The organism is Burkholderia sp. MSMB1589WGS, from assembly GCF_001636105.1.
GTDB lineage: Bacteria > Pseudomonadota > Gammaproteobacteria > Burkholderiales > Burkholderiaceae > Burkholderia > Burkholderia humptydooensis.
Map to the genome: position 1 here is coordinate 1,318,976 of NZ_LNJT01000007.1, position 26,680 is coordinate 1,345,655.

A 26,680-nucleotide genomic window follows, 5' to 3' on the forward strand; every position below is an offset into this window, starting at 1 on the left:
CGCCATCATAGCGGCTCGTGCGCGCCGCGACGCGCTTTGTCCGTCAGGCCGGCCACCCCGACCCCGTTTCGCATGCTCACGCTTTCCGATTTCGATTTCGATCTGCCGCCCGAGCTGATCGCGCAAACCGCGCTGCCCGAACGCAGCGCGAGCCGCCTGCTCGAGGTGGACAACACGAGCGCGCCCCCGCGCCTCGTCGACCGGCGCTTCGCCGAGCTGCCCGCGTGCGTCGCGCCGGGCGACCTGCTCGTCTTCAACGACACCAAGGTGCTGAAGGCGCGCTTCTTCGGCCACAAGGCGAGCGGCGGCAAGATCGAGGTGCTGATCGAGCGCGTCACCGGCCCGCGCACCGCGCTCGCGCAGATCCGCGCGAGCAAGAGCCCCGCGCCCGGCACGACGCTCACGCTCGCCGACGCATTCGACGTGACGGTCGGCGAGCGCGCCGAGCCGTTCTTCACGCTGCACTTCCCCGACGACTGCCTCGCGCTGATCGAGCGCCACGGCCGGCTGCCGCTGCCGCCGTACATCGAGCACACGCCCGACGCGACCGACGAGACCCGCTATCAGACGGTGTTCGCCGCGAATCCGGGCGCCGTCGCCGCGCCGACGGCCGGCCTGCACTTCGACGACGCGGTGCTCGCCGCGCTCGATGCGCGCGGCGTCGAGCGCGCGACGCTCACGCTGCACGTCGGCGCGGGCACGTTCCAGCCGGTGCGCGTCGAGAACATCGCCGAGCACCGGATGCACAGCGAGTCGTACGAGCTGACCGGCGCGCTCGTCGAGAAGATCGCCGCGGCTCGCGCGCGCGGCGGCCGCGTGATCGCGGTCGGCACGACGTCGATGCGCGCGCTCGAGGCGGCCGCGCGCGACGCGGACGCCGCCGGCCGGCCGCTCGCCGCGACGCGTGCGGACACCAGCATCTTCATCACGCCGGGCTACCGATTTCGCGTCGTCGACCGGCTCGTGACGAATTTCCACTTGCCGAAATCGACGCTGCTGATGCTCGTGTCCGCGTTCGCCGGCGTCGAGACGATCCGCGCCGCGTACCGGCATGCGATCGACGCGCGCTACCGGTTCTTCAGCTACGGCGACGCGATGCTGCTCACGCGGCGCGACGCGACCGAGGAAACGCGCGGCGGCGCGTAAGCGCGGCTGTTCGGCTTTGGCGATTTGGCAGCTCAGCGGCTCAGCGGCTCAGCGGCAAGGTAACGCCGACCGCGAGCCGAACCGCCGCGCGCCGCGCGTCACCCTTTTTTCCATCGCGGCAAGCCCCCGGCTCGCCGCGCCTTCAACATGCGCCGGACTTGTCGATCCGGAGTCAGCGCTTCAGCGCATACTCCGGTCCCATGCAAAGCTTTTCCGGTGGCGAGGAGTCCAACCAGATGACGACCGAAGGTCCATCGCACGATACGCACGATACGCCCGCGGGCATTCGCCCGCACAACGGCCTGAAATTCGAGCTGCTGACGACCGACGGCCGCGCGCGCCGCGGCCGCGTGACGCTCAATCACGGCGTCGTCGAGACGCCGATCTTCATGCCGGTCGGCACGTACGGCACCGTGAAGGCCGTGCAGCCGCGCGAGCTCGACGAGATGCGCGCGCAGATCATCCTCGGCAACACGTTCCACCTGTGGCTGCGCCCCGGCCTCGAGACGATCGGCGCGCACGGCGGGCTGCACCGCTTCATGGGCTGGAACAAGCCGATCCTCACCGATTCGGGCGGCTTCCAGGTGTTCTCGCTCGGCGATCTGCGCAAGATCACCGAGGAAGGCGTCACGTTCGCGTCGCCGATCAACGGCGACCGGCTGTTCCTGTCGCCGGAAGTGTCGATGCAGATCCAGAAGACGCTGAACTCCGACATCGTGATGCAGTTCGACGAATGCACGCCGTACGCGACAAACGGCGTGCCGACGACGCACCAGGAAGCGGCCGAATCGATGCGGATGTCGCTGCGCTGGGCGAAGCGCTCGCTCGCCGAGTTCGATCGCCTCGGCAACCCGAACGCCCTCTTCGGCATCGTGCAGGGCGGCATGTACGAGGACCTGCGCGACGAATCGCTCGCCGGCCTCGCCGAACTCGGCTTTCATGGCCTCGCGATCGGCGGGCTGTCGGTCGGCGAGCCGAAGGAGGACATGATGCGCGTGCTCGAGCACGTCGCGCCGCGCCTGCCCGCCGACAAGCCGCACTACCTGATGGGCGTCGGCACGCCGGAGGATCTCGTCGCGGGCGTCGCGGCGGGCGTCGACATGTTCGACTGCGTGATGCCGACCCGCAACGCGCGCAACGGCTGGCTCTTCACGCGCTTCGGCGACGTGAAGATCCGCAACGCGGCGCACAAGAACGTGCTGAAGCCGCTCGACGAGACCTGCGGCTGCTATACGTGCCGGAATTTCTCGCGCGGCTACCTGCACCATCTGCACCGCGTCGGCGAGATCCTCGGCGCGCAGTTGAACACGATCCACAACCTGCACTACTACCTCGAGCTGATGCGCGAGATTCGCGAGGCGATCGAGACGCACACGTTCGAAGCATTCCGGAAACGTTTCGCCGAGGACCGCGCGCGCGGCGTCGACTGACGGAGCGCGGCGACCGGCGGGGCGCATCGCGCGGTCGCCCCGCAAACCTTACAATCATCTTTCGCCACGCGCGCGAACGCTGCGGGATCGAGGTTAACAGCTTGAAACCAAAGCGCATTTGCGCCGCTGTCGCGGATAGGGCCGGTGGTAGAATAACCGGCTTATTTTTCGATCTTCCCTAACGGAGAGACCAACGTGTCGTTCATTTCCAATGCCTATGCGCAAGGCGCAGCGGGCGGTGCCGAATCGAGCCTGATGAGCTTCCTGCCGCTCATCCTGATGTTCGCGGTGCTCTACTTCATCATGATCCGTCCGCAGATGAAGCGGCAGAAGGAGCATCGCAACATGCTCGCCGCGATGGCGAAGGGCGACGAAGTGGTGACGAGCGGCGGGCTCGTCGGCAAGGTGACGAAGGTCTCGGAAGCGTACATCGGCGTCGAGATCGCCGAAGGCACCGAGATCACCGTGCAGAAGGCGGCCGTCACGACCATCCTGCCGAAGGGCACGATCAAATCGCTGTAAGCCCCGCCCCGCGTCCGGCCGCCCGACGCCCGCGCCGCGAAGCGCGCGGCCGAGAGCGGCGCCGGACGCGCCGCCATCCCAGCCAACCATCCCGTTCGGCCCCCTCATGAATCGTTATCCAATCTGGAAATATGTGGTGATGGTCGTGGCGCTCGCCATCGGCTTTCTCTACACATTGCCCAACTTCTTCGGCGAAGCGCCGGCGGTGCAGGTATCGAGCGGCAAGGCTACGGTCAAGCTCGGCGCCGACACGCTCGCGCAGGTCGAAGCAGCGCTCAAGGCCAACCAGGTCGCGGCCGACGACGTCACGTTCGACAACTCCAGCGCCAACGCGACGATCCGCGTGCGCCTGAAGGACACCGACACGCAACTGCGCGTGAAGGACATGCTGCAGAAGACGCTGAACGCCGATCCGAACGATCCGCAGTACGTCGTCGCGCTGAACCTGCAGAGCGCGTCGCCGCGCTGGCTGACCGCGCTGCGCGCGCTGCCGATGTATCTCGGCCTCGACTTGCGCGGCGGCGTCCACTTCCTGCTGCAAGTCGACATGACGGGCGCGCTCACGAAGAAGCTCGATTCCGACGCGTCCGACGCCCGCACGCAACTGCGCGACAAGGGCATCCGCGACGGCGGCGTCGCCCGCGTCGATCAGACGGTCGTCGCGAACTTCGCCGACCAGGACACCGCCGAGCAGGCGCGCACGCTGCTCGCCTCGTCCGTCTCCGAACTCCAGTGGGCGACGCAGCCGGGCGGCGGCGGCTACCAGGTGGTCGGCACGTTCACGCCGGCCGTCCAGAAGGCCGTCGAGGATGCGGCGCTCAAGCAGAACCTGACGACGCTGCACAACCGCGTCAACGAGCTAGGCGTGTCCGAGCCGATCCTCCAGCAGCAGGGCAACGACCGGATCGTCGTCGAGCTGCCGGGCGTGCAGGACACCGCGAAGGCGAAGGACATCATCGGCCGCACGGCGACGCTCGAGGCGCGTCTCGCCGATCCGCTGAACACGCACCCGAATCCGAACGATCCGGTGCCGCCGGGCGAGGAGCTGTTCACGCAGGGCAACCAGGCGCCGGTGCTGCTCAAGAAGCAGGTGATCTTCACGGGCGACCGCATCATCGACGCGTCCGCGGGCTTCGACGAGCATCAGCGCCCGTCGGTGAACATCCGCCTCGATTCGGCGGGCGGCCGCGCGGTGCGCGCGGTGTCGCGCGAGAACATCGGCAAGCCGATGGCGATGGTGCTGTTCGAGAAGGGCAAGGGCGAGGTGCTGACCGTCGCGACGATCCAGTCCGAGCTCGGCGACCGCTTCCAGATCACGGGCCAGCCGACCCCGCAGGCGGCCGCCGATCTCGCGCTGCTGCTGCGCGCGGGCTCGCTCGCCGCGCCGATGGACATCATCGAGGAACGCACGATCGGCCCGAGCCTCGGCGCGGACAACATCCGGATGGGCTTCCATTCGGTGATCTGGGGCTTCGTCGCGATCACCGTGTTCATGATCGCGTACTACATGCTGTTCGGCGTCGTGTCGGTGCTCGGCCTGTCGGTGAACCTGCTGCTGCTCATCGCGGTGCTGTCGCTGATGCAGGCGACGCTCACGCTGCCCGGCATCGCGGCCATCGCGCTCGCGCTCGGCATGGCGATCGACTCGAACGTGCTGATCAACGAGCGCATCCGCGAAGAGCTGCGCCGCGGCGCATCGCCGCAGATCGCGATCCAGGAAGGCTATGCGCATGCGTGGGCGACGATTCTCGATTCGAACGTGACGACGCTGATCGCGGGCCTCGCGCTGCTCGCGTTCGGCTCGGGCCCGGTGCGCGCGTTCGCGATCGTGCACTGTCTCGGCATCCTGACGTCGATGTTCTCCGCGGTGTTCTTCTCGCGCGGCCTCGTGAACCTCTGGTACGGCGGGCGCAAGAAGCTGCAGTCGCTCGCGATCGGGCAGGTGTGGCGCCCCGCCGCCGCCGAAGCCGGCGCCGCGCCGCAACTCGGCCAGGACGCGCGCGCGAACGCGCCGCAGGGCGCGCGCGTCGCCGCGCCGAAGCAGCCGGCTGGCGCGCCGCGCACCGGCAAGCCGGTCGCGCGCCGCCGCTCGGGCCCGGGCGTGCCGCCCAAGCAGGGCTCGTCCAACTAAGCGCCGGAGACGCACATGGAATTTTTCCGCATCCGTAAAGACATTCCGTTCATGCGGCACGCGTTGGTCTTCAACGTGATCTCGCTCGTGACCTTCCTCGCCGCCGTGTTCTTCCTGTTCCATCGCGGGCTGCATCTGTCCGTCGAGTTCACGGGCGGCACGGTGATCGAGGTGCAGTACCAGCAGGCCGCGCAGCTCGAGCCCGTGCGTTCGGCGCTCGGCACGCTCGGCTACGCCGACGCGCAGGTGCAGAACTTCGGCACGTCGCGCAACGTGCTGATCCGCCTGCCGCTCAAGCAGGGCTTGACGTCCGCGCAGCAGAGCGACCAGGTGATGGCCGCGCTGAAGGCGCAGAACGCCGACGTCGCGCTGCAGCGCGTCGAGTTCGTCGGCCCGCAGGTCGGCCGCGAGCTCGCGACCGACGGCCTGCTCGCGCTCGCGTGCGTCGTGATCGGCATCGTCATCTATCTGTCGTTCCGCTTCGAATGGAAGTACGCGGTCGCCGGCATCATCGCGAACCTGCACGACGTCGTGATCATTCTCGGCTTCTTCGCGTTCTTCCAGTGGGAGTTCTCGCTGTCGGTGCTGGCCGCGGTGCTCGCGGTGCTCGGCTACTCGGTCAACGAATCGGTCGTCATCTTCGACCGGATCCGCGAGACGTTCCGCCGCGAACGCAAGATGACCGTGCAGGAAGTGATCAACCACGCGATCACGAGCACGATGTCGCGCACGATCATCACGCACACGTCGACGGAAATGATGGTGCTGTCGATGTTCTTCTTCGGCGGCCCGACGCTGCACTACTTCGCGCTCGCGCTGACGGTCGGCATCATGTTCGGCATCTATTCGTCGGTGTTCGTCGCCGGCTCGCTCGCGATGTGGCTCGGCATCAAGCGCGAGGACCTCGTCAAGGAGAAGAAGTCCGCGCACGATCCGAACGATCCGAACGCGGGCGCGCAGGTGTAAGCGCCCCGCGGGCGTGAAGCCCGCCGGCGCAAACCCCGTTCCGCACGGCAAGGCCGGTTCCTCGCGAACCGGCTTTTTTTCGTCTGCCGGGTTTGCGTTCGCCGGGCGCGCGGCGCCCGACGCCGCGCGTCACCGGAACCCGAAGCGCCGCCGCAGCGCGACGAGCGCCGCGATGCTCACGAGCGCGGCGAAGATCAGATAGAAGCTCGGCGCGGCCTTCGAGCCCGTCGCGCGGATCAGCCACGCGATGATGAACGGCCCGAATCCGCCGAAGACCGTCACCGCGACGTTGTACGCGAGCGACATGCCGGTCGTGCGCGTCTGAACCGGAAAGATCTCGGACAGCAGGCCCGGCAGCGCGGCGAAATAGCCGGTCATCAGGCATGCGAACACGATCTGCACGGCGATCAGCGCGCCGAATGTCGGATGCGCGGCGAGCCACGCGAACGCCGGGTAGATCAGCACGAGGATCGCGAGCGCGGGCGCGAGCATCGTGCGCACGCGGCCGTGGCGATCGGACCAGTGCCCGACCATCGGCGCGAAGCTCATCTGGATCACGCCGACGACGAGGATCGCGGCGAACGCCGAAGACGGCGCGAGCTTCAGTTCCTTGACGCCGTAGGTCGGCATGAACAGCACGAGATAGGTCGCGACGGTGCCGAGCACGACCGCGCCGATCGCGGCGGCGAGCCGCCCCTTGTGCGCGGCGAACGTGTCGCGCAGCGGGTTCGCGGCGGGCCCCGATGTGAGGAATTCGGGCGTTTCGTCGACCTTCGAGCGGATGTAGTACGCGATGGGCCCGAGCAGCAGCCCGAAGCAGAACGGCACGCGCCAGCCCCACGACGCCATCTGCGCGGGCGTGAGCCACGCATTGAGCGACGTGCCGAAGAGCGCCGCGAGGAGCGTCGTGAGCCCCTGGCTCGCGACCTGCCAGCTCGCGAAGAAGCCGCGCCGCCCCGGCACGTGCTCGGCGAGGAACGCGGTCGCGCTGCCGAACTCGCCGCCCGCGGAGAAGCCCTGCATCAGCCGCGCGCCGACGAGCACGAGCGGCGCCGCGATCCCGATCGTCCCGTAGGTCGGCAGCACCGCGATGACGAGCGTGCCCGCCATCATCAGCAGGATCGACAGCGTGAGCGCGGCCTTGCGGCCGCGGCGGTCCGCGTAGGCGCCGAGCACGATCGCGCCGAGCGGACGCATGAAGAACGACACGCCGAACGTGCCGAGCGTCAGCAGCAGCGACACGGCGTCGTTGCCGGCGGGAAAGAACAGCCGCGAAATCGTGACCGCGAAGAAGCCGTAGACGACGAGATCGAACCATTCGAGCGCGTTGCCGACCGACGCGGCGACAACGGCTCGCCACACGCGCGGGGAGACGGTATCGGTCGCGGGCGAAGCAGCGTCGGCTGCGTGCATGGTGTCTCCTGATCGTTGTCGGGTCGTCGATGTCCGTCGCGGCGGCGCCGCGCACCCGGGCGGCGAACGCGAACGACGAACGCGAACGACGAACGAGATGACGAATGCGGACGATTATAGGCACGCGCCCCACGCGCCAAAAAAAGAAAACCGCCGCGCCCGATACGGAGCGCGGCGGTTCGTCGGCGCGACGCGGCCCCCGCGCATCGCGCGCGGCGCGCGGCGGCTTCGCGAGCGCTTACTGCTTGACCGCTTCGGCCGTGATGAGGAGCTTCGTCTTCATCTTGAAGCCGTACTGCTTGCCGTAGTCGAGGCCGAAATCGTCGCGGTTGAATTCGCCGACCGCGTCGACGCCGCACACTTCCTTCTTCAGCATCGGATGCGGCATGCACTTGAACGAATCGATCTTCAGCGTCAGCGGCTTCGTGACGCCGTGCAGCGTCAGATTGCCGACGACCTCGGCCGGCTTGTCGCCTTCGAACTTGATCGTGCCCTTGTAGCTCGCTTCCGGATACTTCGCCGCATCGAAGAAGTCGGCCGTCTGCAGGTGCTCGTCGAGCTTCTGGCTGCCGGTCGCGATCGACGCGACCTTCGTCGTCACGTCGACGGTGCCCGTCTTCGCCGCGCGGTCGAGCGTCACGGTGCCGCTCGACTGGTCGAACTTGCCGCGCCACACCGACAGGCCGCCGAAGTGATCCGCCTCGAAGCTCGGATACGTATGGCTCGGGTCGAACTGGTACGTTGCGGGCGCCGCATGCGCCGAGAACGACAGGGCGGCGGCGAGCGCGCCCGCCGCGATCATCAGTTGCTTGTTCAAATCAATCTCCTTATGACGGCGCCGCGCTCCGAAGCGGCGCGAGGGTGGTGCGAACCGCCGCCCGCGTTACTTCGCGGCGACGATGTGAAACTTGATCTGCACTTCGTCGGCCACGACCGACGTGTCCTTCCATTCGCCCGTGCCGACGTTGAACGTCGAGCGCTTGATCGGCAGCACGCCGTCGAACACCTGCGCCGCGCCGTTCTGCGTGACCGTCACGGGCACGGTCACGGGCACCGTCTTGCCCTTGATCGTCAGCTTGCCGGACACGTTGTACTTGCTGCCGCCCGCGGGCGCGATCGCGGTCGACACGAACGTCGCCTGCGGGTACGTCTTCGCGTCGAACCAGTCCTTGCCCGCGACCTGGTCGTTGTACATCTGGTCGCCGAGATCATAGCTCGCAACGTCGATCGTCATCTGTGCGCTGCCCTGCGCGGCCTTCGCCGGATCGAACCTGATCTGCGCGGAAAACTTCTTGAACACGCCTTCCGTCGGCACGTTCATCTGCTTCGAGACGGCCGATACCTTGCTCTTCGCGACGTCGACCTGCGCGAGCGCCCCGCCCGACACGGCGACCGAAGCGGCGGCGAACGCGGCGAGCATGTAGCGGTAGAACGAGACTTTCATAACGGTCCTTGTTATTTGAGGAAGGGAAGCATCCGCGACAGCACGCCGTCGCGGTCGAACCACTGGTGCTTGACGGCCGCCGCGACGTGCGCGGCGACGAGCGCGAGCAGGCCGTAGTTGAGCAGCACGTGCGCCGTCTTCAGCGTTTCCTTCAGCACGGGATCGGGGTCGATCAGGCGCGGCAGCGGCACGAGCCCGAGATAGACGACCGGAATGTTCGCGGCCGAGCTGTACAGGTAGCCCGTCACCGGAATCACGAACGTCAGCACGTAGAGCAGCCCGTGCACCGCATGCGCGCCCGCCCGCTGCCACGCGGGCATGCCGGCCGGCATCGGCGGCGGCACGTGGGTTGCGCGCCAGAGCACGCGCACGATCGCGATCGCGAACACCGTCACGCCGATCCACTTGTGCCACGAATAATATTTGAGCTTCGCTGGCGTGAAGCCCGAAATGCCCGTCATCACCCAGCCGAGCGCGAAGCCGCACACGATCAGGAGCGCGATCAGCCAGTGGAGCGCGATCGCGGTGCGCGTGTAAGCTGCTGCGGGCGAAGCCGAAGATGAAAACGATGCCATGAATTCCTCAGTTGAGCGAAAAGCCGCGCCGGCGCTACCGCATTTCCCGCCCGACACATGTCACGGCCGCCATGCTACCGCAACCGCCGGCGAATGGCAGAATCCCGAAACGGCCGCCGCAGCCGGGCGGGCCGGGCGGCGCAGCGCCCGGCGCCATCTGCCCGCCATCGAGGCTTGACACTTCAAAAATCGCCTTTTGATAAGATTGGCGCGGGTTCCGGCCCTGTGAACGCGTCGCTGCGACGCCGCGCAACCGCCTTTCCATATGGATAGAAACACCCTGATTGCCTGTCACGAATGCGACGCACTGTTGCACAAACCGCGCCTTAGCGGCAAGGACACCGCCCGCTGCCCGCGCTGCGACGCGCTGCTCTACCGGAGCGGCTCGGCGCAGGTCGACCGCATCTGCGCGCTCACGACGGGCGCGCTCATCACGTTCCTGATCGCGCAGGCCTTCCCGATCCTCGAAATGGACGTGAACGGGATGCGCGTGCAGACGACGCTCTTCGGCGCGCTCGAGGCGATGTGGAATCAGGGGATGCCGCTCGTCGCCGCGATGGTGTTCTGCTCGACGCTGCTGTTTCCGCTCGTCGAGATGTCCGCGCTCCTCTACGTGCTCTTTGCGCTGCGCTCGGGCGCGATTCCGCCCGGCTTCAACCGCGTGCTGCGCGCGATCCAGCTCGTGCGCCCGTGGGGAATGATCGAAGTGTTCATGCTCGGCATCCTCGTCACGATCGTCAAGATGGTGAGCCTCGCGCGCGTGATCCCCGAGGCCGCCCTCTTCGCGTTCGCGGCGCTCACGCTGATGCTCGCCGTCGTCGTGATGTTCGATCCGCGCACGCTGTGGGATATCGCCGATTCGCTGCGCGAGCGCGCGGCCGGCACGGCGCGCGGCGCAAGCGACGAGGCGGGCGCGCGATGACCGGGATCGTGACCGCCGCGCGCGCGGGCCTGGCGAGCTGCCATGCGTGCGGCCATGTGCAGAAGCTCGCGCGGCCGTCGCCGGATTCGCTCGGCTCGCACGAGAAGCCCGAGCACTGCGCGCGCTGCGGCGCCGCGCTGCACCTGCGCACGCCGGACAGCATCGCGCGCACGCTCGCGCTCCTCATCGCCGCCGCGATCCTCTACATTCCGGCGAACCTGCTGCCGATCATGCGCACCGCGTCGATCGTCGGCTCGCAGGAAGACACGATCATGAGCGGCGTCGTCTTTTTCTGGACGTCGGGCGAATGGCCGCTCGCCGTCGTCGTGTTCGTCGCGAGCATCCTCGTGCCGATGCTGAAGCTCGGCGTGCTCACGATCCTCGTCTTCACCGCGCAGCGCCGCTCCGCGTGGCGGCCGATGCAGCGCACCCGGCTCTACCGGATCGTCGAGCGGATCGGCCGCTGGTCGATGCTCGACATCTTCGTCGTCACGCTGACGGTCGCGCTCGTCCATTTCCGCTCGCTCGCGGTGATCACGGCGGGGCCCGGCGCGCTCGCGTTCGGCTCCGTCGTGATCCTGACGATGCTCGCGTCGATGCAGTTCGACCCGCGCCTCATCTGGGACAACGTAGAAAACTCAGGGAATCCTCATGAATAGACCGCAAGGCCCGAAGCACGACCCGAACGCGGCCCCCCCCACTCCGCCCGGCGGCGAGCCGCCGGTGCTCCCCGAGCCCGTGATCACGCGGCGCTCCGGCTGGCTGCCGTCGCTCGTGTGGCTCGTGCCGCTCGTCGCCGCGCTGATCGGCATCGGGCTCGTCGTCAAATCGGTGCTCGAGCGCGGGCCGGAGATCACGATCAGCTTCAAGAGCGCCGAGGGCCTCGAGCCCGGCAAGACGCAGGTCAAGTACAAGGATGTCGAGATCGGGATGGTCAAGACGATCAAGCTGTCGAAGGATCTGTCGCACGTGCTCGTCGACGTGCAGTTGAAGAAGGAAGCCGAGGACTTCGCGGTGAAGGGCACGCGCTTCTGGGTCGTGCGGCCGCGCGTCGGCGCGACGGGCGTGTCGGGGCTCGGCACGCTGCTGTCGGGCGCGTACATCGGCGTCGACGCGGGCCGCTCGGACGAGGCCGAGAAGTCGTTCACCGGGCTCGAGACGCCGCCCGCCGTCACGGGCGATCAGAAGGGCACGCAGTACGTGCTGCGCGGCGATTCGCTCGGCTCGATCGACATCGGCTCGCCGATCTACTACCGGCGCGTGCAGGTCGGCCAGGTCGTCGGCTTCTCGCTCGACAAGGACGGCACGGGCGTTACGTTCCGCGTGTTCGTCAACGCGCCTTACGATCAGTACGTCGGCCTGAACTCGCGCTGGTGGCAGGCAAGCGGCGTGGACCTGCGGCTCGATTCGAGCGGCTTCAAGCTGAACACGCAGTCGCTCGCGACGGTGATCCTCGGCGGCATCGCGTTCCAGTCGCCGCCGAACCAGGCGGCCGGCCCGCCCGCGCCGAACAACATGACGTTCCGCCTGGGCGCCGACGAAGGCGACGCGATGCGCGAGCCGGACGGCGAGCCGGTGCAGGTCGTGATGAACTTCAACCAGTCGCTGCGCGGGCTGTCGGTCGGCGCGACCGTCGACTTCCGCGGCATCGTGCTCGGCCAGGTGACGAACATCGGCATCGACTTCGATCCGAAGACGAAGACCTTCACGATGCCGGTGACGATGAACGTCTACCCCGACCGGCTCGGCCGGAAGTTCCGCGAGGCGTCGCAGGACAAGGGCTACGCGGCGCGGCGCGAGATGCTGTCGCGGCTCGTCCAGCACGGGCTGCGCGGCCAGTTGCGCACGGGCAACCTGCTGACGAGCCAGTTGTACGTCGCGCTCGACTTCTTCCCGAAGGCGCCGCCCGCGAAGGTCGATCTCGACCACGAGCCGGTCGAGCTGCCGACCGTGCCGAACACGCTCGACGAGCTGCAGTTGCAGGTCGCCGACATCGCGAAGAAGCTCGACAAGGTGCCGTTCGACCAGATCGGCGCGAACCTGAACAGCGCGCTCGCGAACGCGGACAAGCTGTTCAAGCGGCTCGACACGGAAGTTGCGCCCGAGGCGCGCGACACGCTGTCCGCGGCGAAGCAGACCTTCACCACCGCGGAGGCGACGCTGCAGCAGGATTCGCCGCTGCAATCGGACGTGCGCGGCGCGCTGAAGGAGCTCACGCGCACCCTGCAATCGCTGAACGCGCTCGCCGACTACCTCGAGCGGCATCCCGAATCGCTGCTGAAAGGCAAACCAGGAGATCAGAAATGACCGCACGCTCGCTCCGACCGGCGCGTGTTTCGCGCGCCGCCGCGGCTGCCGCGGCTGCCGTTGCGGCGGCGGCCATGCTCGCGGCCTGCTCGTCGTCGCCGCCCGCACGCTTCTACACGCTCGACGCCGCGGCGGCGGCCGGCGCCGCCCGGACCGTCAGCGCGAATCCCGCGTTCCTGATCCAGGTACCGTCCGTCGACGTGCCGGAGCAGGTCGCGAAGAATCAGCTCGTCGTGCAGAGGAACGCCGCGCGGGTCGACGTGCTCGAGGAAGAGCGCTGGGCGTCGCCGCCCGCCGACGAGATCCGCCGCGCGCTGTCGTCGGCGCTCACGCGACGGCTCGACACGATCGATGTCGCGAACGCCGCGTATCCGGCGGGCGTGCCCGTCTACCGGGTCAGCGTGAACGTCCAGCGCTTCGAGTCGTGGCCGGGCAGGCACGCGGCGCTCGCGGCCGTCTGGAGCGTGCGCGCGCTGCCGAGCCAGGCGGTGATGACCTGCCGCACCGACGTCGTCGAGCCGGTGCAGGCGGGCTACGACGCGCTCGTCGCGGGCCACCGGCAGGCGATCGGCGCGCTCGCCGACCAGATCGCGGCCGGCGTGCGCGCGATGGCGGCCGCGCGCGCGAACGGCGCGGCGGATGGCGCGGCGGCGAGGAAAGCGGCGGCGATGGCGAAGAATGCGGCGGGCGACGCGGCACTCGCGACGCCCGTCGTGCGCTGTCCGGCGGGCCCGGCCGAGGCGGACTCGCAACGCGTCGGCGACGCGCCGTGACACCGGCCGCCGTGCGCAAACGCACCGCACCGACCCGGAATCCGGAGCCGGCGGTCGCGGCCGATAGCCGCAGATCGCCCGGCCCGGCCAGCGCCGAGCCGGCCGGAGCCGCCACGCCGGGCGCGTCCCGCCAGGCGCCCCTTTTGTCGTGCCGAACCCGGCTGGAAACCGCGCCCGTTGGCCCGTCCGTCTGCCCGTTCGGCCGAGCGTCCGCCCCGAACCGCTCCAGGCCGCCCGAGATTCCGAAGGCCGGACAATCCGAGGCCCGCAAGCCCCGCCGCCCCGTTTGACATTGTTTATCGATTCGACCGAGGAACCGACGCCGCCGCCGACAGTCGCCTTGCGTTTTTCGCGTCGATTGACGATCCTACGCACCTCCCGGCAAGCCGGGGCCATCATGTGCGCTGGCTGCGCCGCCCCGCCGCCGCTCCGGACCGTGCCGGTCCGCCATTGCGCCGCGCGCCGCGGCGCCGCGCATTCGGAGAACGCCGCAACGCCTGCACGGCCGGCCGAACCGCCGCGCGCGAGCCGCCCTTGCGCCGCGCCGCCGGTTTGCACAGCATCCCGACAGAACCCTGCCCGTAGGGGCGCCCGATATTCCGCTTATGTTCGATTCCCTGACGACCCTGATCAAGAAGTGGCGCGCGTCGCGCAGCGCGAGTCATCAGCTCGACGCGCTCCTCGCGACAGCCGACGCCGGCGCGCCATACGCGGAACGCGCCGAGTGGCTGATCGAGCTCGCGCACTGGCTGCATCGCGACGGCGCGATGGCCGCCGCCGCGCCCGCGCAGGCCGAATCCGGCGAGCGCACGTTCGCGGCGCACGCGCGGCTGCGCTACGTGCTCCACGTGCTCGAGCGCAATCCCGAATGGAAGACGAACGTCGCGCGCCTGCTGCGCGGCGTGCTGCGCGAAAGCGACGGCATCTCGCTCTTGTGCGACGCCGGGATGCCCGTGCATTCGGGCTTCTTCGGCGCGCTCGTCGAGCGGATCGATTCGTCGCTGATCCCGCCCGCGCCGAACCGCCGCGAGCTCGCCGCGCTCTTCACGCTGATGTTTCCGTCGCCCGCCGACGCGCAGTGGATCGACGCGCTGCCCGACGACCTGCTCGCGCGTCTGGCCGACCTGTTCGCGTTCGACGTGACCGACAAGGAGCGCCACCAGCCCGGCTCGTTCTCGCGCGATCTGCTCGCCGCGCTGCACAACCTTACGTGCCAGATCAGCTCGACGGGGCTGTCGCAGACCGTGCGCAGCCGCCTGTCCGACGAGGACGCGCGCACGCCGCTCGAGGCGCAGCCGTTCTACCGGCTCACGCGCGCGATGCTCGCCGTCGAGACCGCGCAGGCCGCGCTCGACGACGGCGGCGATCCGAGCAAGCTGCTGCACGAGGTCAACTATCTGCGCGTGCTGCTCGACGAGTGCCGCGTGTCGATCGACGACGTGTTCTCGCATCTGTACCGCAACGGCGTGTCGGTCGACATCGTGTTCCAGGTCGAACGGATGCGCATGCGCATCCTGCGCGCGGAGGCGCTCCTGAACGCGTGGATGGCGCGCGACGACCTGCGCGGCCTCGCGCACCTGACAGCCGAGCTCGTCGACGCGAACCAGAACAGCCAGAGCGTGGCGCACCTCGTGCGCAGCAACTTCGCCCTCTTCGCGCGCAAGCTCGTCGAGACGAACGCCGACACGGGCGAGCACTACATCTCGCGCGGCCGCGCCGAATATCTGAAGATGCTGCGCATGGCGGCGGGCGGCGGCCTCGTGACGGTCGCCACCGTTTGCATCAAGTTCGGGATCACGGGCGCGCACCTGCAATCGATGCTCGAGGGGCTGCTCGCCGGCATCAACTACGCGGCGAGCTTCATGCTGATGCACTTCCTGCACTTCACGCTCGCGACGAAACAGCCGGCGATGACCGCGCCGACGATCGCGCGCGAACTCGACGGCACCGGCCACGAAGACGGCGTGAAGCAGTTCGTGTCGTCGGTGATCGCGCTGATCCGCACGCAGGCGGCCGCGATCAGCGGCAACGTGCTCGTCGTGCTGCCCGTGTGCTTCGCCGTGCAGATGTTCGCGAGCGGCGTTCTGCACGCGAACCTGATCTCGCCCGAAAAGGCGCACGCGACGCTGAAATCGTTCTCGCTCATCGGCCCGACGCCGATCTACGCGGCGCTTACAGGCGTGCTGCTGTGGGCGTCGAGCCTCCTCGCCGGCTGGGCCGACAACTGGTTCGTGCTGCATCGCGTCGGCGACGCGCTCGCGTACAACCGCCGCCTGCGCATCACGCTCGGCGTCGCGGGCGCGGCGAAGCTCGCGCACTTCTGCCGCTCGAACGTCGCGGGCGTCGTCGGCAACGTCGGGCTCGGGCTGATGCTCGGGCTCGTGCCGGCGATCGTCAGCGCATTCGCGTTCTCGTTCGAAGTGCGGCACGTGACGCTCTCCGCCGGCTCGATCGGCGTCGCGATCGGCGTGCTCGGCAGGCAGACGCTGCACACGGCCGAGCTGTGGTGGGCGGTCGCGGGCGTCTTCGGCATGGCGATCCTGAACGTCGCGGTGAGCTTCGCGCTCGCGTTCACGATGGCGGTGCGCTCGCGCAGCCTGCGGCCGACGAAGGTGCGCGCGCTCGTCGCCGCGATCGGCCGCGCGGTGCTCGCGCGGCCGGCGAGCCTCGTGTGGCCGCCGCGCGGCGGCGGCGCGGCGGGCGAATCCCGCGCGCACTGACACTGAGCTCCGGGCCGGCCGTCGCGACGCGGACGCCGCCGCGCGGCGGCGGTGACGACGTAACGGCATGACGGCGTAGCGACGTGACGGTCCTAGCACGCACCCCGCGTACAATGGCGTACTTTTGCACGCAACAGCCCGCCTTATGTCCTCGCCGACCCTATTCGACTTCTTCGCTCCCTGCCCGCGCGGGCTCGAGGCCGCGCTCGCCGCCGAGCTCGCGGAGATCGCCGCGCGCCACGCGATCGCCCCGTACGACGCGGGCGCGCAGGTGCCGGGCGGCGTCCATTTCCGCGGCGGCTGGGCGGCCGGCATGGCGGCCAACCTGCATTCGCGGATCGCGAGCCGCGTGCTGCTGAAGATCGCGCACCGCCCGTACCGCAACGAGCAGGATGTCTACGCGCTCGCGCTCGAACAGCCGTGGGAGCGCTGGTTCGCGCCGACGCAGACGCTGCGCGTCGACATCACCGCGATCAAGTCGCCGCTGAAGAGCCTCGAATTCGCGACGCTGCGCGTGAAGGACGCGATCTGCGACCGCCTGCGCGAGAAGACGGGCGCGCGCCCGAGCATCGACACCGCGCAGCCCGACGTGCGCGTGTTCGCATTCCTGACGGCGGGCGACTGCACGCTGTATCTCGATACGTCCGGCGAGCCGCTCTTCAAGCGCGGCTGGCGCCTCGACAAGGGCGCGGCGCCGCTGCGCGAGAACCTCGCGGCGGGCATCCTGCGCCTGGCCGGCTGGACGCCCGGCACGCCGTTCTACGATCCGATGTGCGGCAGCGGCACGTTCGTCGCGGAAGCCGCGCAGATCGCGCTCGGCGTGGCGCCGGGCGTCGAGCGCCGCTTCGGCTTCGAGAAGCTCAAGCAATACGACATCACCGCGTGGCAGGCGCTGAAGGTCGCCGCGATGGACGCGAAGCGCGCGGCGCGCGGCAAGCGCGACGATCTGCTGATCTTCGGCAGCGACATCTCCGGCGACATGCTCGATAAGACGCGCGCGAACCTCGAGCGCGCGGGGGTGCCGCCGCTGTGGCTCAAGCAGATCGACGCGCGCAACATGACGCCGCCCGTCGCCGCGCCCGGCATGATCGTCACGAACCCGCCGTACGGCGAGCGGATCGAGGTGCGCGGCCGCGGCCCGCGCGGCGACGTGCGCGAGACGGGCAAGAACCGCGGCGGCGACGACGCGTTCCGCCGCACGCACGCCGATTCGCCCGACGGCGAATTCTTCCGCGCGCTCGGCGACGCGCTCAAGCAGCGCTTCACCGGCTGGCAGGCGTTCATGCTGAGCTCGGACCGCACGCTGCCGGGCCAGTTGCGGCTGCGCGAATCGGCGAAGACGCCGCTCTTCAACGGCGCGCTCGAGTGCCGGCTGTTCCGCTTCGATCTGATCGCGGGCAGCGTCCGGCAGCGCCCGGCGGCGGCCGACGACGGCGAATAACGCGCGGCGCGTTTGCCGCGCGGCGTGCGCGCGGGCTTTACGACGGCGGCGCAAACGTCTGCGCCGCCCGCCGCGCGCGCCGGCGCGGCGCACGCCCGTCACCGCCCGTCCGCGCTCCCGCCATGCCAGCGGCGCGCCGTCATCGCGAGCGGCCGTCCCGTCTCGAGCAGCGTCTTCAGGCTCGACAGCACGACGGGCCACCCCATTCTGATCCCGCGGTCCATGTCCGAATCCGGCACGAGGTTCTCGTGCCTGACGGTCAGGCGCACCGCATCGTCCATGAACGGCTCGACGGCGAACGTCACGCGCGTGTCCTCGCTGCCCGTCGGGAACCGCCACGAGATCACGAGCCGGTTCGGCGGATCGTTCTCGATCACGTCACCGACGAGGTCGACCGTGCGCGGATCGTCGTAATCCTGATGCTCCCAGCGCGAGCCGGGCCGCCAGTCCGGCGATGCATTGCGGTGCCGGCACCAGTATTCCTTCGTCAGCTCCGCGTTGGTCAGCGCATCGAACACGCGCTCGGGCGTCGATGCGATATACGTCACGTACACATAAGCGAGGTCAGCCATCGTCGTCTCCATCGATGCAGGCCGTTTCGAATCCGCGTGCCGGGCCGGCGAGCCGTCCGTCGGCGCTTCGGCACGCGCGCGGCGAGCGCGATGCCCGCCGGAGCCGGCCGGCATCGCTTCATTGTGCGACCTGAAGCCGGCGCGTCAAGCGCCGTTACGCTGCTGACAATACGTTGTCAGCAGGCCCCGCGCACACTGCGACGCGGGTTTGGCGGAACGGATTCCCCCGCCCATCAACGTACATGGAGCTTGCAATGACTACCGCAAAAAGCGAAAGCGTGATCGCCTGGTTCGACCTTCCGTCAGTCGATTTCGACCGCGCGATCCGCTTCTATGAAACCGTGCTGCAGACGGCGTTGCAGCGCGAGGTGATCGGCGGCGTGCCGACCGCGGTCTTCGTGCATCCGGAAGCGGCCACGGGCGGCGCGGTCGTCTGCGATCCGCAGCGGCTGAAGCCGGGCGCGGACGGCGCCGTCGTCTACCTGAACGCGAACGGTCCGGTGACGGCCGCGCTCGAGCGCGCGAAGCGCGCGGGCGGCATCGTGCAGGGCGCGGTGATCGAGCTGCCGAACAACTACGGCTACATCGGCTACCTCGTCGACACCGAGGGCAATCGCATCGGCCTGCATTCGCTCAAATGCAGTTGAGCGCGTCGCCGGGCGGGCGCGGGCTCGCGCACGCGGGCAAGACGGGCGCCGCGCGCGTCGCCGCAACGCGCGGGGCCGCGCCGCGCGAGGCGGCGGAAACGTGGGCGGCAACGCTTGCGCAACCATTCGCCGCAACAATCGCGCGCATTGCGCCGACTACGAAAACCGCGCGCGCCAGCCGCCGCGCGCGGCGCTATCATCGCGGCATTCTCCACCCTGTTTCCCAGCCCGTAGCCCCGCGATGACGCGCCGCGCCGACCGCCTGTTCCAGATCGCCGAATTGCTGCGCGGCCGCCGCCTGACGACCGCGCAGCAGCTCGCCGACTGGCTGTCGGTGTCGCCGCGCACCGTCTATCGCGACGTGCGGGACCTGCAACTGTCGGGCGTGCCGATCGAGGGCGAAGCCGGAATCGGCTATCGCCTGAACCGCGCGGCGAGCCTGCCGCCCCTCACGTTCACGGCCGAAGAGCTTGCCGCGCTCGCGGCGGGCGCGCGGATGCTCGAAACGTGGGGCGGCGCGCGCTTTGCGGGCGGCGCGCGTTCGGCGCTCGCGAAGATCGCGTCGGCGATGCCCGCCGACAAGCGCGCGACGCTCGACCGGCTCGCGGTGTTCGCGCCGTCGTTTCACATCGACCGCGCGTTCCCGGAAAAAGTGGATGCGCTGCACGAAGCGGTCGACGGCCGCCGCATCGTCAGCTTCGCTTACTGCGACCGGCTCGGCGCGCGGACGACGCGCCGCGTGTGGCCGCTCGGTCTCGTGTACTGGGGCGGACGCTGGACGATCGGCGCGTGGTGCGAGCTGCGCGAGGACTTCCGCACCTTCGACATCGCGCGCATGAACGAAGTCGCGGTGCACGACCCGTTTCCCGATCAGGAAGGCAAACGGCTCGCCGACTATCTGCGCAAGGCGAACGCGCCCGTGCGTTGAGCGCGGCGGGGCCGCATCGACGCGCTTCCCCAAGGGCCGCACGCCGACCGGCGCGATTCACGACACGCGATTCACGATACGAGATGCCCCGAACGCCCGGCCGAGCGCCGGCCGGGCGCCCGCCCGCGGCGTCATTCGACCGACTTCACCATGTCCTCGATGACCTTCTTCGCATCGCCGAAGACCATCATCGTCTTGTCCATGTAGAAGAGCTCGTTGTCGAGGCCCGCATAGCCCGCCGCCATCGACCGCTTGTTGACGATCACCGTGCGCGCCTTGTACGCCTCGATGATCGGCATCCCCGCGATCGGCGATTTCGGATCGTTCTTCGCGGCCGGATTCACCACGTCGTTCGCCCCGAGCACGAGCACCACATCGGCCTGGCCCATCTCGCCGTTGATGTCCTCCATCTCGAACACGATGTCGTACGGCACTTCCGCTTCCGCGAGCAGCACGTTCATGTGCCCGGGCATCCGCCCGGCGACCGGGTGGATCGCATAGCGCACGTCGACGCCCTTCTCGACGAGCTTGTCGGTCAGCTCCTTGAGCGCATGCTGCGCGCGCGCCACCGCAAGCCCGTAGCCCGGCACGATCACGACCGATTCCGCGTTGCCGAGCATGAACGACGCATCCTCCGCCGAGCCCGACTTCACCGGCCGCTGCTCCTTCGCGCCGCCCGCCGCCGCGCCCGGTTCCGCGCCGAAGCCGCCGAGCAGCACGTTGAAGAACGAGCGGTTCATCGCGTGGCACATGATGTACGACAGGATCGCGCCCGACGAGCCGACGAGCGAGCCGGCGATGATCAGCATCGCGTTGTTCAGCGAGAAGCCGATGCCAGCCGCCGCCCACCCCGAGTACGAGTTCAGCATCGACACGACGACCGGCATGTCCGCGCCGCCGATCGGGATGATGATCAGCACGCCGAGCGCGAACGCGATCGCCGTCATGATCCCGAACGGCAGCCACGATTGCGTGAGGAAGAACAGCGCGCCGAAGCCGAGCATCGCGAGCGCGAGCATCAGATTGATCAGATGCTGGCCCGGATAGACGACGGGCGCGCCCTGGAACAGCCGGAACTTGTACTTGCCCGACAGCTTGCCGAACGCGATCACCGAGCCCGAGAACGTGATCGCGCCGACGAACGTGCCGATGAAGAGCTCGATCCGGTTGCCGTACGGAATGAAGTTCGGCAGCGTCGCGTCCTGCGGCACGAGCCCGAACGCCTCCGGCTCCGCGACCACCGCGATCGCGATGCACACGGCCGCGAGGCCGATCAGCGAGTGCATCGCCGCGACGAGCTCCGGCATCTTCGTCATCTCGACGCGCGCGGCGATCACCGCGCCCACCGCGCCGCCGATCACGAGCGCGCCGAACACGAGCGCGAGGCCGAGCGGCAGGTTCGCGCCGAGCCACGTGGCCTGCTTCGCGATCAGCGCAACGGTCGTGAGGATCGCGATCGCCATGCCGACCATGCCGAATAGATTGCCTCGTCTAGCGCTCTTCGGGTTCGACAGCCCCTTCAGCGCCTGGATGAAGCACACCGAAGCAACGAGGTACAGCAGCGTGACGACGTTCATGCTCATCGCGCGCCCTCCTTCGCCTCGCCGGCCTTCTGCTTCGGCTCCTTCTTCTTGAACATCTCGAGCATGCGCCGCGTCACGAGGAAGCCGCCGAACACGTTGACGGCCGCGAGCGCGACGGCGAACGTGCCGAACGCCTTGCCGACGCCGCCGAGCGTGAGCGCCGACGCGAGCATCGCGCCGACGATCACGATCGCCGAGATTGCGTTGGTCACCGCCATCAGCGGCGTGTGCAGCGCGGGCGTCACGTTCCATACGACGTGGTAGCCGACGTACACCGCCAGCACGAAAATGATCACGTTGATGACCGTGTGATTGATGATCTCCATGACCTCCTCCCGTTATTTGCGCGCGACTTCGCCGTCGCGGCACAAGAGCGTCGCGGCGACGATGTCGTCCGAAAGATCGATGTCGAGCGCGCCTTCCTTCGTGACGATCAGCTTCAGGAAGTCGAACAGGTTGCGCGCGTAGAGCGACGACGCGTCGGCGGGCACCATCGCGGCCAGGTTCGTGTAGCCCGCGATCGTCACGCCCTGGTGAACGATCACCCGATCGGCGACGGTGAGCGGGCAGTTGCCGCTCTTCCTGCCGTCGAATTCGGGGCCGCGCCCCGCCGCGAGATCGACGAGCACCGAGCCCGGCTTCATCGACTGCACGGTCTCGACCGAGATCAGCGTCGGCGCGGGGCGGCCCGGAATCAGCGCGGTCGTGATCACGATGTCGGCCTGCTTCGCGCGCTCGTGCACGAGCGCCGCCTGCCGCCCGAGCCACGATGCCGGCATCGGTCGCGCGTAGCCGCCGACGCCTTGCGCCGCATCGCGCTCTTCTTGCGTTTCATAAGGAACGTCGAGAAATTTCGCGCCGAGCGATTCGATCTGCTCCTTGACCGCCGGGCGCACGTCGGACGCCTCGATCACCGCGCCCAGGCGCTTCGCGGTCGCGATCGCCTGCAGGCCCGCGACGCCCGCGCCGAGCACGAGCACGCGCGCGGCCTTCACGGTGCCCGCGGCCGTCATCAGCATCGGAAAGAAGCGCGGATACAGCGCCGCGGCGACGAGCACCGCCTTGTAGCCGGCAATGTTCGCCTGCGACGACAGCACATCGAGGCTCTGCGCGCGCGTGGTGCGCGGCGCGGCCTCGAGCGCGAAGCCCGTGACGCCCGCGGCCGCCAGGCGCGCCGCCTGCTCGGCGTTGAACGGCTCGAGCATGCCGATCAGAACCGAGCCTCGCTTCAGTTGCCCGCTTTCCGCGTCGGTCGGCGCCTGAACCTTCAGCACGATGTCCGCCCCGAACGCGGCGGCTGCGTCGGCCAGTTCCGCGCCGGCCGCCGCATACGCGTCGTCCGGAAAGCTGGCGGCCACGCCCGCGCCGCGCTCGACCGTCACGCGGTGGCCGGCCGCCGCGTATTTCCTGACCGTCTCCGGCGTCGCGGCCACGCGCGCCTCGTTCGCCCGCGTTTCGGCAGGCACTCCGATATGCATCGTCGATCCCTCCTCTTTCTTCGTTCTACTGCGACGGCGAGCCGGGCGACTGACATACCGGCTCGAAGGCAACGGCTGTTTCAGGCGCCACTTTAACCGAAAGCGGCGACGATTCAGCAATGCGCCCCTTTCCCGGTCGACACGCCGGTGCGCATCGGCAACGCCCGGAGTTGCGCCGGGGTCGGAACCGAGCTATACGCGCGCTCGGCAGCGGCGCGGCGCAACCGGTAAAATGCGCGGCTATGAAACCCGAAATCTGGACCCCGCACGTGACGGTCGCCGCGATCGCCGAACGCGACGGGCGCTTTCTCGTGATCGAAGAACACACGTCGTCCGGCCTGCGCATCAACCAGCCAGCCGGCCACCTCGAAGCCGGCGAGACGCTCGTCGAAGCCGTCGCGCGCGAGGCGCTCGAGGAAACCGCGCACCCGTTCGAGCCCCACGCGCTCGTCGGCGTGTACGTCGCGCACTACGCGCGCCCGGCGAGCGTCGGCGCGACCTACCTGCGCTTCGCGTTCTGCGGCCGCGCAGGCGACGCGCTCGCCCACCGCGCGCTCGACGACGGCATCGTCCGCGCGCTGTGGATGACGGCCGACGAGCTGCGCGCATGCGAGGATCGCCACCGGTCGCCCGCGGTGATGCGCTGCGTCGACGACTACCTCGCCGGCCGCCGCGTGCCGCTCGATTTCGTGCATACGCATTCGGTCGCGCCGTATCGCGCGGCCCCGGATCATCAGGCGGTGGGCAAATGACGAAGCGTCGGGTCGTGGTGGGCATGTCGGGCGGCGTCGATTCGTCGGTGACCGCGTGGCTCTTGAAGGAACAGGGCTACGACGTCGTCGGCCTGTTCATGAAGAACTGGGAGGACGACGACGACGGCGAATACTGCTCGACGCGGCAGGACTGGATCGACGTCGTGTCGGTCGCGGACCTGATCGGCATCGACGTCGAGGCCGTAAACTTCGCGGCCGAATACAAGGACCGCGTGTTCGCCGAGTTCCTGCGCGAATACTCGGCGGGCCGCACGCCGAACCCGGACGTGCTGTGCAACGCGGAGATCAAGTTCAAGGCGTTCCTCGATCACGCGATGTCGCTCGGCGCGCAGACGATCGCGACCGGCCACTACGCGCGCGTGCGCGAGCGCGACGGGCGCTTCGAACTGCTGAAGGCGTTCGATCATACGAAAGACCAGTCGTACTTCCTGCATCGCCTCAATCAGGCGCAGTTGTCGAAGACGATGTTCCCGCTCGGCGAGATCCCGAAGACGAAGGTGCGCGAGATCGCCGCGCAGATCGGCCTGCCAAACGCGAAGAAAAAGGATTCGACGGGCATCTGCTTCATCGGCGAGCGCCCGTTCCGCGATTTCCTGAACCGCTATCTGCCGACGAAACCCGGCCCGATGAAGACGCCGGACGGCAAGACGGTCGGCGAGCACATCGGCCTCGCGTTCTACACGTTCGGCCAGAGGAAGGGCATCGGCCTCGGCGGCAGCAAGGACGGCAGCGGTGAGCCGTGGTTCGTCGCGGCGAAGGACATCGCGTCGAACACGCTCTACGTCGTGCAGGGCCACGATCATCCGTGGCTGCGCTCGCGCGAGCTCGTTGCAGGCAACGTGAGCTGGGTCGCGGGCGAGCCGCCCGCCGACGGCGCGCGGTGCGGCGCGAAAACCCGCTACCGGCAGGCGGATGCGCCGTGCGCGTTCGGCCGCGCCGCGCCCGGCGAGGCGGCGGGCGGCGAGCGCTTCTCGCTCGTGTTCGACGAGCCGCAATGGGCGGTCACGCCCGGCCAGTCGGCGGTGCTGTACGACGGCGACGTGTGCCTGGGCGGCGGGATCATCGAATCCGCGGCGACGGGGCGAGCCGACGCCGCGCCCGCGGGCCGCGCGCCGGCGCTCGTCGAAGCGCGCTGAGCCCCGATCGGTTTAGACTTGCGGCACGCGGAGCACGCCGCGCCGGCGAGGCGCCGTGCGCGCGCGCCGCCTTGCCGTTCGTCCGCGCATGGCGGCATCCGAAAAACGATATGGAGTCCCCATGCTTTCTCGACGCTATCTCGCGATGTGGTGCGCGCTCGCCCTCTTCGCGGCCGTCGCCGCGCTCGCGGCGCGGCACACGATCTCGTGGCTGTGGATCGCGCCCGTCGCCGCGCTCGTCGCGCTCGGCCTGTACGACCTGAACCAGGACCGCCACGCGATCCTGCGCAACTACCCGCTCTGGGGCCATCTGCGGTTCCTGTTCGAATTCATCCGCCCGGAAATCCGCCAGTACTTCGTCGAGGACGACACCGACGAGAAGCCGTTCTCGCGCGCGCAGCGCAGCGTCGTCTACCAGCGCGCGAAGAACGTGGCCGACAACCGGCCGTACGGCACCGAGCTCGACGTGAAGGCGGTCGCGCACGAGTGGATCAGCCACTCGCTCGCGCCCACCCGGTTGCCGAACCACGATTTCCGCATCCGTGTCGGCGCGAACCGCGCGCAACCGTACGACATCTCGATCTTCAACGTGTCGGCGATGAGCTTCGGCTCGCTGTCGGCGAACGCGATCCGGGCGCTGAACCTCGGCGCGAAGAAAGGCGGCTTCGCGCACGACACGGGCGAAGGCTCGCTGTCGAAGTACCACCGCGAGAACGGCGGCGACATCATCTGGGAAATCGCGTCCGGCTACTTCGGCTGCCGCAACGACGACGGCACCTTCAACCCCGACAGGTTCGCGAAGCAGGCCGCCGATCCGCAGGTCAAGATGATCGAGATCAAGCTGTCGCAGGGCGCGAAGCCCGGCCACGGCGGCGTGCTGCCGGCCGCGAAGATCACGCCCGAGATCGCCGAGACGCGCGGCGTGCCGATGGGCAAGGACTGCATCTCGCCCGCGACGCATTCCGAATTCTCGACGCCGCGCGGGCTGCTCGAATTCGTCGAACGGCTGCGCACGCTGTCGGGCGGCAAGCCGACCGGCTTCAAGCTGTGCATCGGCCACCCGTGGGAATTCTTCGGGATCGCGAAGGCGATGATCGAGACGGGCATCGTGCCGGACTTCATTGTCGTCGACGGCGCGGAAGGCGGCACGGGCGCCGCGCCGCTCGAATTCACCGACCATGTCGGCGTGCCGCTGCAGGAAGGACTGCTGCTGGTGCACAACACGCTCGTCGGGATCGGCGTGCGCGATCGCGTGAAGCTCGGCGCGAGCGGCAAGATCATCACCGCGTTCGACGTGGCGCGCACGCTCGCGATCGGCGCGGACTGGGTGAACTCGGCGCGCGGCTTCATGTTCGCGATCGGCTGCATCCAGGCGCAGACCTGCCACACCGGTCGCTGCCCGACCGGCGTGGCGACGCAGGACCCGGTGCGCCAGCGCGCGCTCGTCGTGCCGGACAAGGCCGACCGCGTCCACAACTTCCATCGCAACACGCTGCACGCGCTGCAGGAGCTCGTGCAGGCGGCGGGGCTGTCGCATCCGTCGGAGCTGCGCGCGCATCACATCGTGCAGCGCGTCGCGCCGCACGAGGTCCGGCTGATGTCGCAACTGCTCAAGTATCTGGAGCCGGGCGCGCTGCTCAACGGCGGCCATTGCGGCTTCTCGCTGTACGAAACGTGGTGGCCGCTCGCGCGCAGCGATTCGTTCTCGCCCGGCGAAAGCGTGTATGCGCGCGTCGGCAAAGGCGCGAGCGCGAGCGCGTAGGCCGGATCGGA

General features: G+C 69.0%; 24 protein-coding genes and 1 pseudogene. 17 read left to right on the top strand and 8 right to left on the bottom strand.

What is annotated here, in order from left to right:
* Positions 1-72: 72 nt before the first annotated feature.
* From queA to secF, 5 genes are all read left to right on the top strand, one after another.
* Complete coding sequence (gene queA / locus WT16_RS14000) at positions 73-1,146, top strand: tRNA preQ1(34) S-adenosylmethionine ribosyltransferase-isomerase QueA (RefSeq protein WP_063533555.1); 1,074 nt, start codon at positions 73-75, stop codon at positions 1,144-1,146.
* A gap of 236 nt (positions 1,147-1,382) precedes the next feature.
* On the top strand, positions 1,383-2,576 hold the full coding sequence (tgt, locus tag WT16_RS14005; RefSeq protein ID WP_006025323.1) for a tRNA guanosine(34) transglycosylase Tgt: 1,194 nt from the start codon (positions 1,383-1,385) through the stop codon (positions 2,574-2,576).
* Positions 2,577-2,771: 195 nt separating this feature from the next.
* On the top strand, positions 2,772-3,098 hold the full coding sequence (yajC, locus tag WT16_RS14010) for a preprotein translocase subunit YajC (protein WP_009913541.1): 327 nt from the start codon (positions 2,772-2,774) through the stop codon (positions 3,096-3,098).
* Positions 3,099-3,204: 106 nt separating this feature from the next.
* Positions 3,205-5,229 carry a protein translocase subunit SecD gene (secD, locus tag WT16_RS14015; RefSeq protein ID WP_006025321.1) on the top strand — a complete coding sequence of 675 codons (2,025 nt, stop codon included), beginning with the start codon at positions 3,205-3,207 and terminating at the stop codon, positions 5,227-5,229.
* Positions 5,230-5,244: 15 nt separating this feature from the next.
* On the top strand, positions 5,245-6,195 hold the full coding sequence (gene secF, locus WT16_RS14020) for a protein translocase subunit SecF (RefSeq protein WP_006025320.1): 951 nt from the start codon (positions 5,245-5,247) through the stop codon (positions 6,193-6,195).
* A 129-nt stretch (positions 6,196-6,324) separates the two neighbouring features.
* On the opposite strand, the gene WT16_RS14025 is transcribed toward secF, so the two are convergent.
* The 4 genes from WT16_RS14025 to WT16_RS14040 all read right to left on the bottom strand — a co-directional run bounded on the left by WT16_RS14025 (position 6,325) and on the right by WT16_RS14040 (position 9,627).
* Positions 6,325-7,608 (bottom strand): MFS transporter, encoded by a 1,284-nt coding sequence (locus tag WT16_RS14025; protein ID WP_063533556.1) that lies wholly within the window; start codon positions 7,606-7,608, stop codon positions 6,325-6,327.
* 238 nt (positions 7,609-7,846) lie between these two features.
* Positions 7,847-8,425, bottom strand: coding sequence for a YceI family protein (locus tag WT16_RS14030; RefSeq protein ID WP_006025318.1), 579 nt, complete (start codon positions 8,423-8,425; stop codon positions 7,847-7,849).
* A gap of 66 nt (positions 8,426-8,491) precedes the next feature.
* On the bottom strand, positions 8,492-9,052 hold the full coding sequence (locus WT16_RS14035) for a YceI family protein (RefSeq protein ID WP_015601796.1): 561 nt from the start codon (positions 9,050-9,052) through the stop codon (positions 8,492-8,494).
* A gap of 11 nt (positions 9,053-9,063) precedes the next feature.
* A complete protein-coding gene (locus WT16_RS14040) occupies positions 9,064-9,627 on the bottom strand; it encodes a cytochrome b (protein ID WP_063533557.1) in 564 nt (187 codons plus the stop codon).
* Between WT16_RS14040 and WT16_RS35620 the strand changes: the two are divergent.
* The 7 genes and pseudogenes from WT16_RS35620 (at position 9,626) to WT16_RS14070 (ending at position 17,790) form a co-directional block, all read left to right on the top strand.
* Positions 9,626-9,827, top strand: a pseudogene (locus WT16_RS35620) (hypothetical protein). The gene WT16_RS14040 and the pseudogene WT16_RS35620 overlap by 2 nt on opposite strands.
* A 65-nt stretch (positions 9,828-9,892) precedes the next feature.
* Positions 9,893-10,549, top strand: coding sequence for a paraquat-inducible protein A (locus WT16_RS14045; protein ID WP_063533558.1), 657 nt, complete (start codon positions 9,893-9,895; stop codon positions 10,547-10,549).
* The gene (locus tag WT16_RS14050; RefSeq protein WP_006025314.1) at positions 10,546-11,208 is read left to right on the top strand and encodes a paraquat-inducible protein A; all 663 of its coding nucleotides are present in this window, start codon (positions 10,546-10,548) and stop codon (positions 11,206-11,208) included. Before WT16_RS14045 ends, WT16_RS14050 begins: the two co-directional genes overlap by 4 nt.
* Positions 11,201-12,856, top strand: coding sequence for an MlaD family protein (locus WT16_RS14055; RefSeq protein ID WP_015600520.1), 1,656 nt, complete (start codon positions 11,201-11,203; stop codon positions 12,854-12,856). The genes WT16_RS14050 and WT16_RS14055 overlap by 8 nt, the downstream gene beginning before the upstream one ends.
* Positions 12,853-13,629, top strand: coding sequence for a PqiC family protein (locus WT16_RS14060; protein ID WP_043282289.1), 777 nt, complete (start codon positions 12,853-12,855; stop codon positions 13,627-13,629). Before WT16_RS14055 ends, WT16_RS14060 begins: the two co-directional genes overlap by 4 nt.
* Before the next feature lie 605 nt (positions 13,630-14,234).
* Positions 14,235-16,349 (top strand): site-specific recombinase, encoded by a 2,115-nt coding sequence (locus WT16_RS14065; RefSeq protein WP_059931016.1) that lies wholly within the window; start codon positions 14,235-14,237, stop codon positions 16,347-16,349.
* A gap of 145 nt (positions 16,350-16,494) precedes the next feature.
* Complete coding sequence (locus tag WT16_RS14070) at positions 16,495-17,790, top strand: class I SAM-dependent RNA methyltransferase (RefSeq protein ID WP_006025310.1); 1,296 nt, start codon at positions 16,495-16,497, stop codon at positions 17,788-17,790.
* Positions 17,791-17,888: 98 nt separating this feature from the next.
* Here WT16_RS14070 and WT16_RS14075 read toward each other — a convergent pair whose 3' ends face one another.
* Positions 17,889-18,362 carry an SRPBCC family protein gene (locus WT16_RS14075; protein WP_015601061.1) on the bottom strand — a complete coding sequence of 158 codons (474 nt, stop codon included), beginning with the start codon at positions 18,360-18,362 and terminating at the stop codon, positions 17,889-17,891.
* A gap of 254 nt (positions 18,363-18,616) precedes the next feature.
* Between WT16_RS14075 and WT16_RS14080 the strand changes: the two genes are divergently transcribed.
* Together WT16_RS14080 and WT16_RS14090 are read left to right on the top strand one after the other, a co-directional pair.
* Positions 18,617-19,009, top strand: coding sequence for a VOC family protein (locus WT16_RS14080; protein ID WP_082874807.1), 393 nt, complete (start codon positions 18,617-18,619; stop codon positions 19,007-19,009).
* A gap of 241 nt (positions 19,010-19,250) precedes the next feature.
* Positions 19,251-19,937 carry a WYL domain-containing protein gene (locus WT16_RS14090; protein WP_015602256.1) on the top strand — a complete coding sequence of 229 codons (687 nt, stop codon included), beginning with the start codon at positions 19,251-19,253 and terminating at the stop codon, positions 19,935-19,937.
* 131 nt (positions 19,938-20,068) lie between these two features.
* Here WT16_RS14090 and WT16_RS14095 read toward each other — a convergent pair whose 3' ends face one another.
* The 3 genes from WT16_RS14095 to WT16_RS14105 are packed head-to-tail and all read right to left on the bottom strand — an operon-like array spanning position 20,069 to position 22,998.
* Positions 20,069-21,520, bottom strand: a complete 1,452-nt coding sequence (locus tag WT16_RS14095; protein ID WP_009913553.1) for an NAD(P)(+) transhydrogenase (Re/Si-specific) subunit beta — start codon at positions 21,518-21,520, stop codon at positions 20,069-20,071.
* Positions 21,517-21,846: an NAD(P) transhydrogenase subunit alpha gene (locus tag WT16_RS14100; protein WP_006025304.1), complete on the bottom strand. Its 330-nt coding sequence runs from the start codon at positions 21,844-21,846 to the stop codon at positions 21,517-21,519. The genes WT16_RS14095 and WT16_RS14100 overlap by 4 nt, the downstream gene beginning before the upstream one ends.
* Before the next feature lie 12 nt (positions 21,847-21,858).
* The gene (locus tag WT16_RS14105; protein WP_009913554.1) at positions 21,859-22,998 is read right to left on the bottom strand and encodes a Re/Si-specific NAD(P)(+) transhydrogenase subunit alpha; all 1,140 of its coding nucleotides are present in this window, start codon (positions 22,996-22,998) and stop codon (positions 21,859-21,861) included.
* Positions 22,999-23,240: 242 nt separating this feature from the next.
* On the opposite strand from WT16_RS14105, the gene WT16_RS14110 reads away from it, so the two are divergent.
* From WT16_RS14110 to WT16_RS14120, 3 genes are all read left to right on the top strand, one after another.
* Positions 23,241-23,750 carry an NUDIX hydrolase gene (locus tag WT16_RS14110; RefSeq protein ID WP_006025302.1) on the top strand — a complete coding sequence of 170 codons (510 nt, stop codon included), beginning with the start codon at positions 23,241-23,243 and terminating at the stop codon, positions 23,748-23,750.
* Entirely contained in the window at positions 23,747-24,907 is a 1,161-nt protein-coding gene (gene mnmA / locus WT16_RS14115; RefSeq protein ID WP_043282285.1) for a tRNA 2-thiouridine(34) synthase MnmA, read from the top strand. Before WT16_RS14110 ends, mnmA begins: the two co-directional genes overlap by 4 nt.
* A gap of 121 nt (positions 24,908-25,028) precedes the next feature.
* Positions 25,029-26,669, top strand: coding sequence for an FMN-binding glutamate synthase family protein (locus WT16_RS14120; RefSeq protein WP_063533560.1), 1,641 nt, complete (start codon positions 25,029-25,031; stop codon positions 26,667-26,669).
* The last annotated feature ends 11 nt before the right edge of the window (positions 26,670-26,680 follow it).

Coding starts and splice junctions, on each gene's coding strand:
- secF (WP_006025320.1), top strand. CDS start 5,245: ATGGAATTTTTCCGCATCCGTAAAGACATTCCGTTCATGCGGCACGCG.
- WT16_RS14065 (WP_059931016.1), top strand. CDS start 14,235: ATGTTCGATTCCCTGACGACCCTGATCAAGAAGTGGCGCGCGTCGCGC.
- WT16_RS14080 (WP_082874807.1), top strand. CDS start 18,617: ATGACTACCGCAAAAAGCGAAAGCGTGATCGCCTGGTTCGACCTTCCG.
- WT16_RS14045 (WP_063533558.1), top strand. CDS start 9,893: ATGGATAGAAACACCCTGATTGCCTGTCACGAATGCGACGCACTGTTG.
- WT16_RS14055 (WP_015600520.1), top strand. CDS start 11,201: ATGAATAGACCGCAAGGCCCGAAGCACGACCCGAACGCGGCCCCCCCC.
- WT16_RS14075 (WP_015601061.1), bottom strand. CDS start 18,362: ATGGCTGACCTCGCTTATGTGTACGTGACGTATATCGCATCGACGCCC.
- WT16_RS14040 (WP_063533557.1), bottom strand. CDS start 9,627: ATGGCATCGTTTTCATCTTCGGCTTCGCCCGCAGCAGCTTACACGCGC.
- WT16_RS14120 (WP_063533560.1), top strand. CDS start 25,029: ATGCTTTCTCGACGCTATCTCGCGATGTGGTGCGCGCTCGCCCTCTTC.
- WT16_RS14060 (WP_043282289.1), top strand. CDS start 12,853: ATGACCGCACGCTCGCTCCGACCGGCGCGTGTTTCGCGCGCCGCCGCG.
- WT16_RS14050 (WP_006025314.1), top strand. CDS start 10,546: ATGACCGGGATCGTGACCGCCGCGCGCGCGGGCCTGGCGAGCTGCCAT.
- WT16_RS14035 (WP_015601796.1), bottom strand. CDS start 9,052: ATGAAAGTCTCGTTCTACCGCTACATGCTCGCCGCGTTCGCCGCCGCT.
- WT16_RS14095 (WP_009913553.1), bottom strand. CDS start 21,520: ATGAGCATGAACGTCGTCACGCTGCTGTACCTCGTTGCTTCGGTGTGC.
- tgt (WP_006025323.1), top strand. CDS start 1,383: ATGACGACCGAAGGTCCATCGCACGATACGCACGATACGCCCGCGGGC.
- WT16_RS14025 (WP_063533556.1), bottom strand. CDS start 7,608: ATGCACGCAGCCGACGCTGCTTCGCCCGCGACCGATACCGTCTCCCCG.
- WT16_RS14090 (WP_015602256.1), top strand. CDS start 19,251: ATGACGCGCCGCGCCGACCGCCTGTTCCAGATCGCCGAATTGCTGCGC.
- queA (WP_063533555.1), top strand. CDS start 73: ATGCTCACGCTTTCCGATTTCGATTTCGATCTGCCGCCCGAGCTGATC.
- WT16_RS14070 (WP_006025310.1), top strand. CDS start 16,495: ATGTCCTCGCCGACCCTATTCGACTTCTTCGCTCCCTGCCCGCGCGGG.
- mnmA (WP_043282285.1), top strand. CDS start 23,747: ATGACGAAGCGTCGGGTCGTGGTGGGCATGTCGGGCGGCGTCGATTCG.
- WT16_RS14105 (WP_009913554.1), bottom strand. CDS start 22,998: ATGCATATCGGAGTGCCTGCCGAAACGCGGGCGAACGAGGCGCGCGTG.
- WT16_RS14100 (WP_006025304.1), bottom strand. CDS start 21,846: ATGGAGATCATCAATCACACGGTCATCAACGTGATCATTTTCGTGCTG.
- secD (WP_006025321.1), top strand. CDS start 3,205: ATGAATCGTTATCCAATCTGGAAATATGTGGTGATGGTCGTGGCGCTC.
- WT16_RS14110 (WP_006025302.1), top strand. CDS start 23,241: ATGAAACCCGAAATCTGGACCCCGCACGTGACGGTCGCCGCGATCGCC.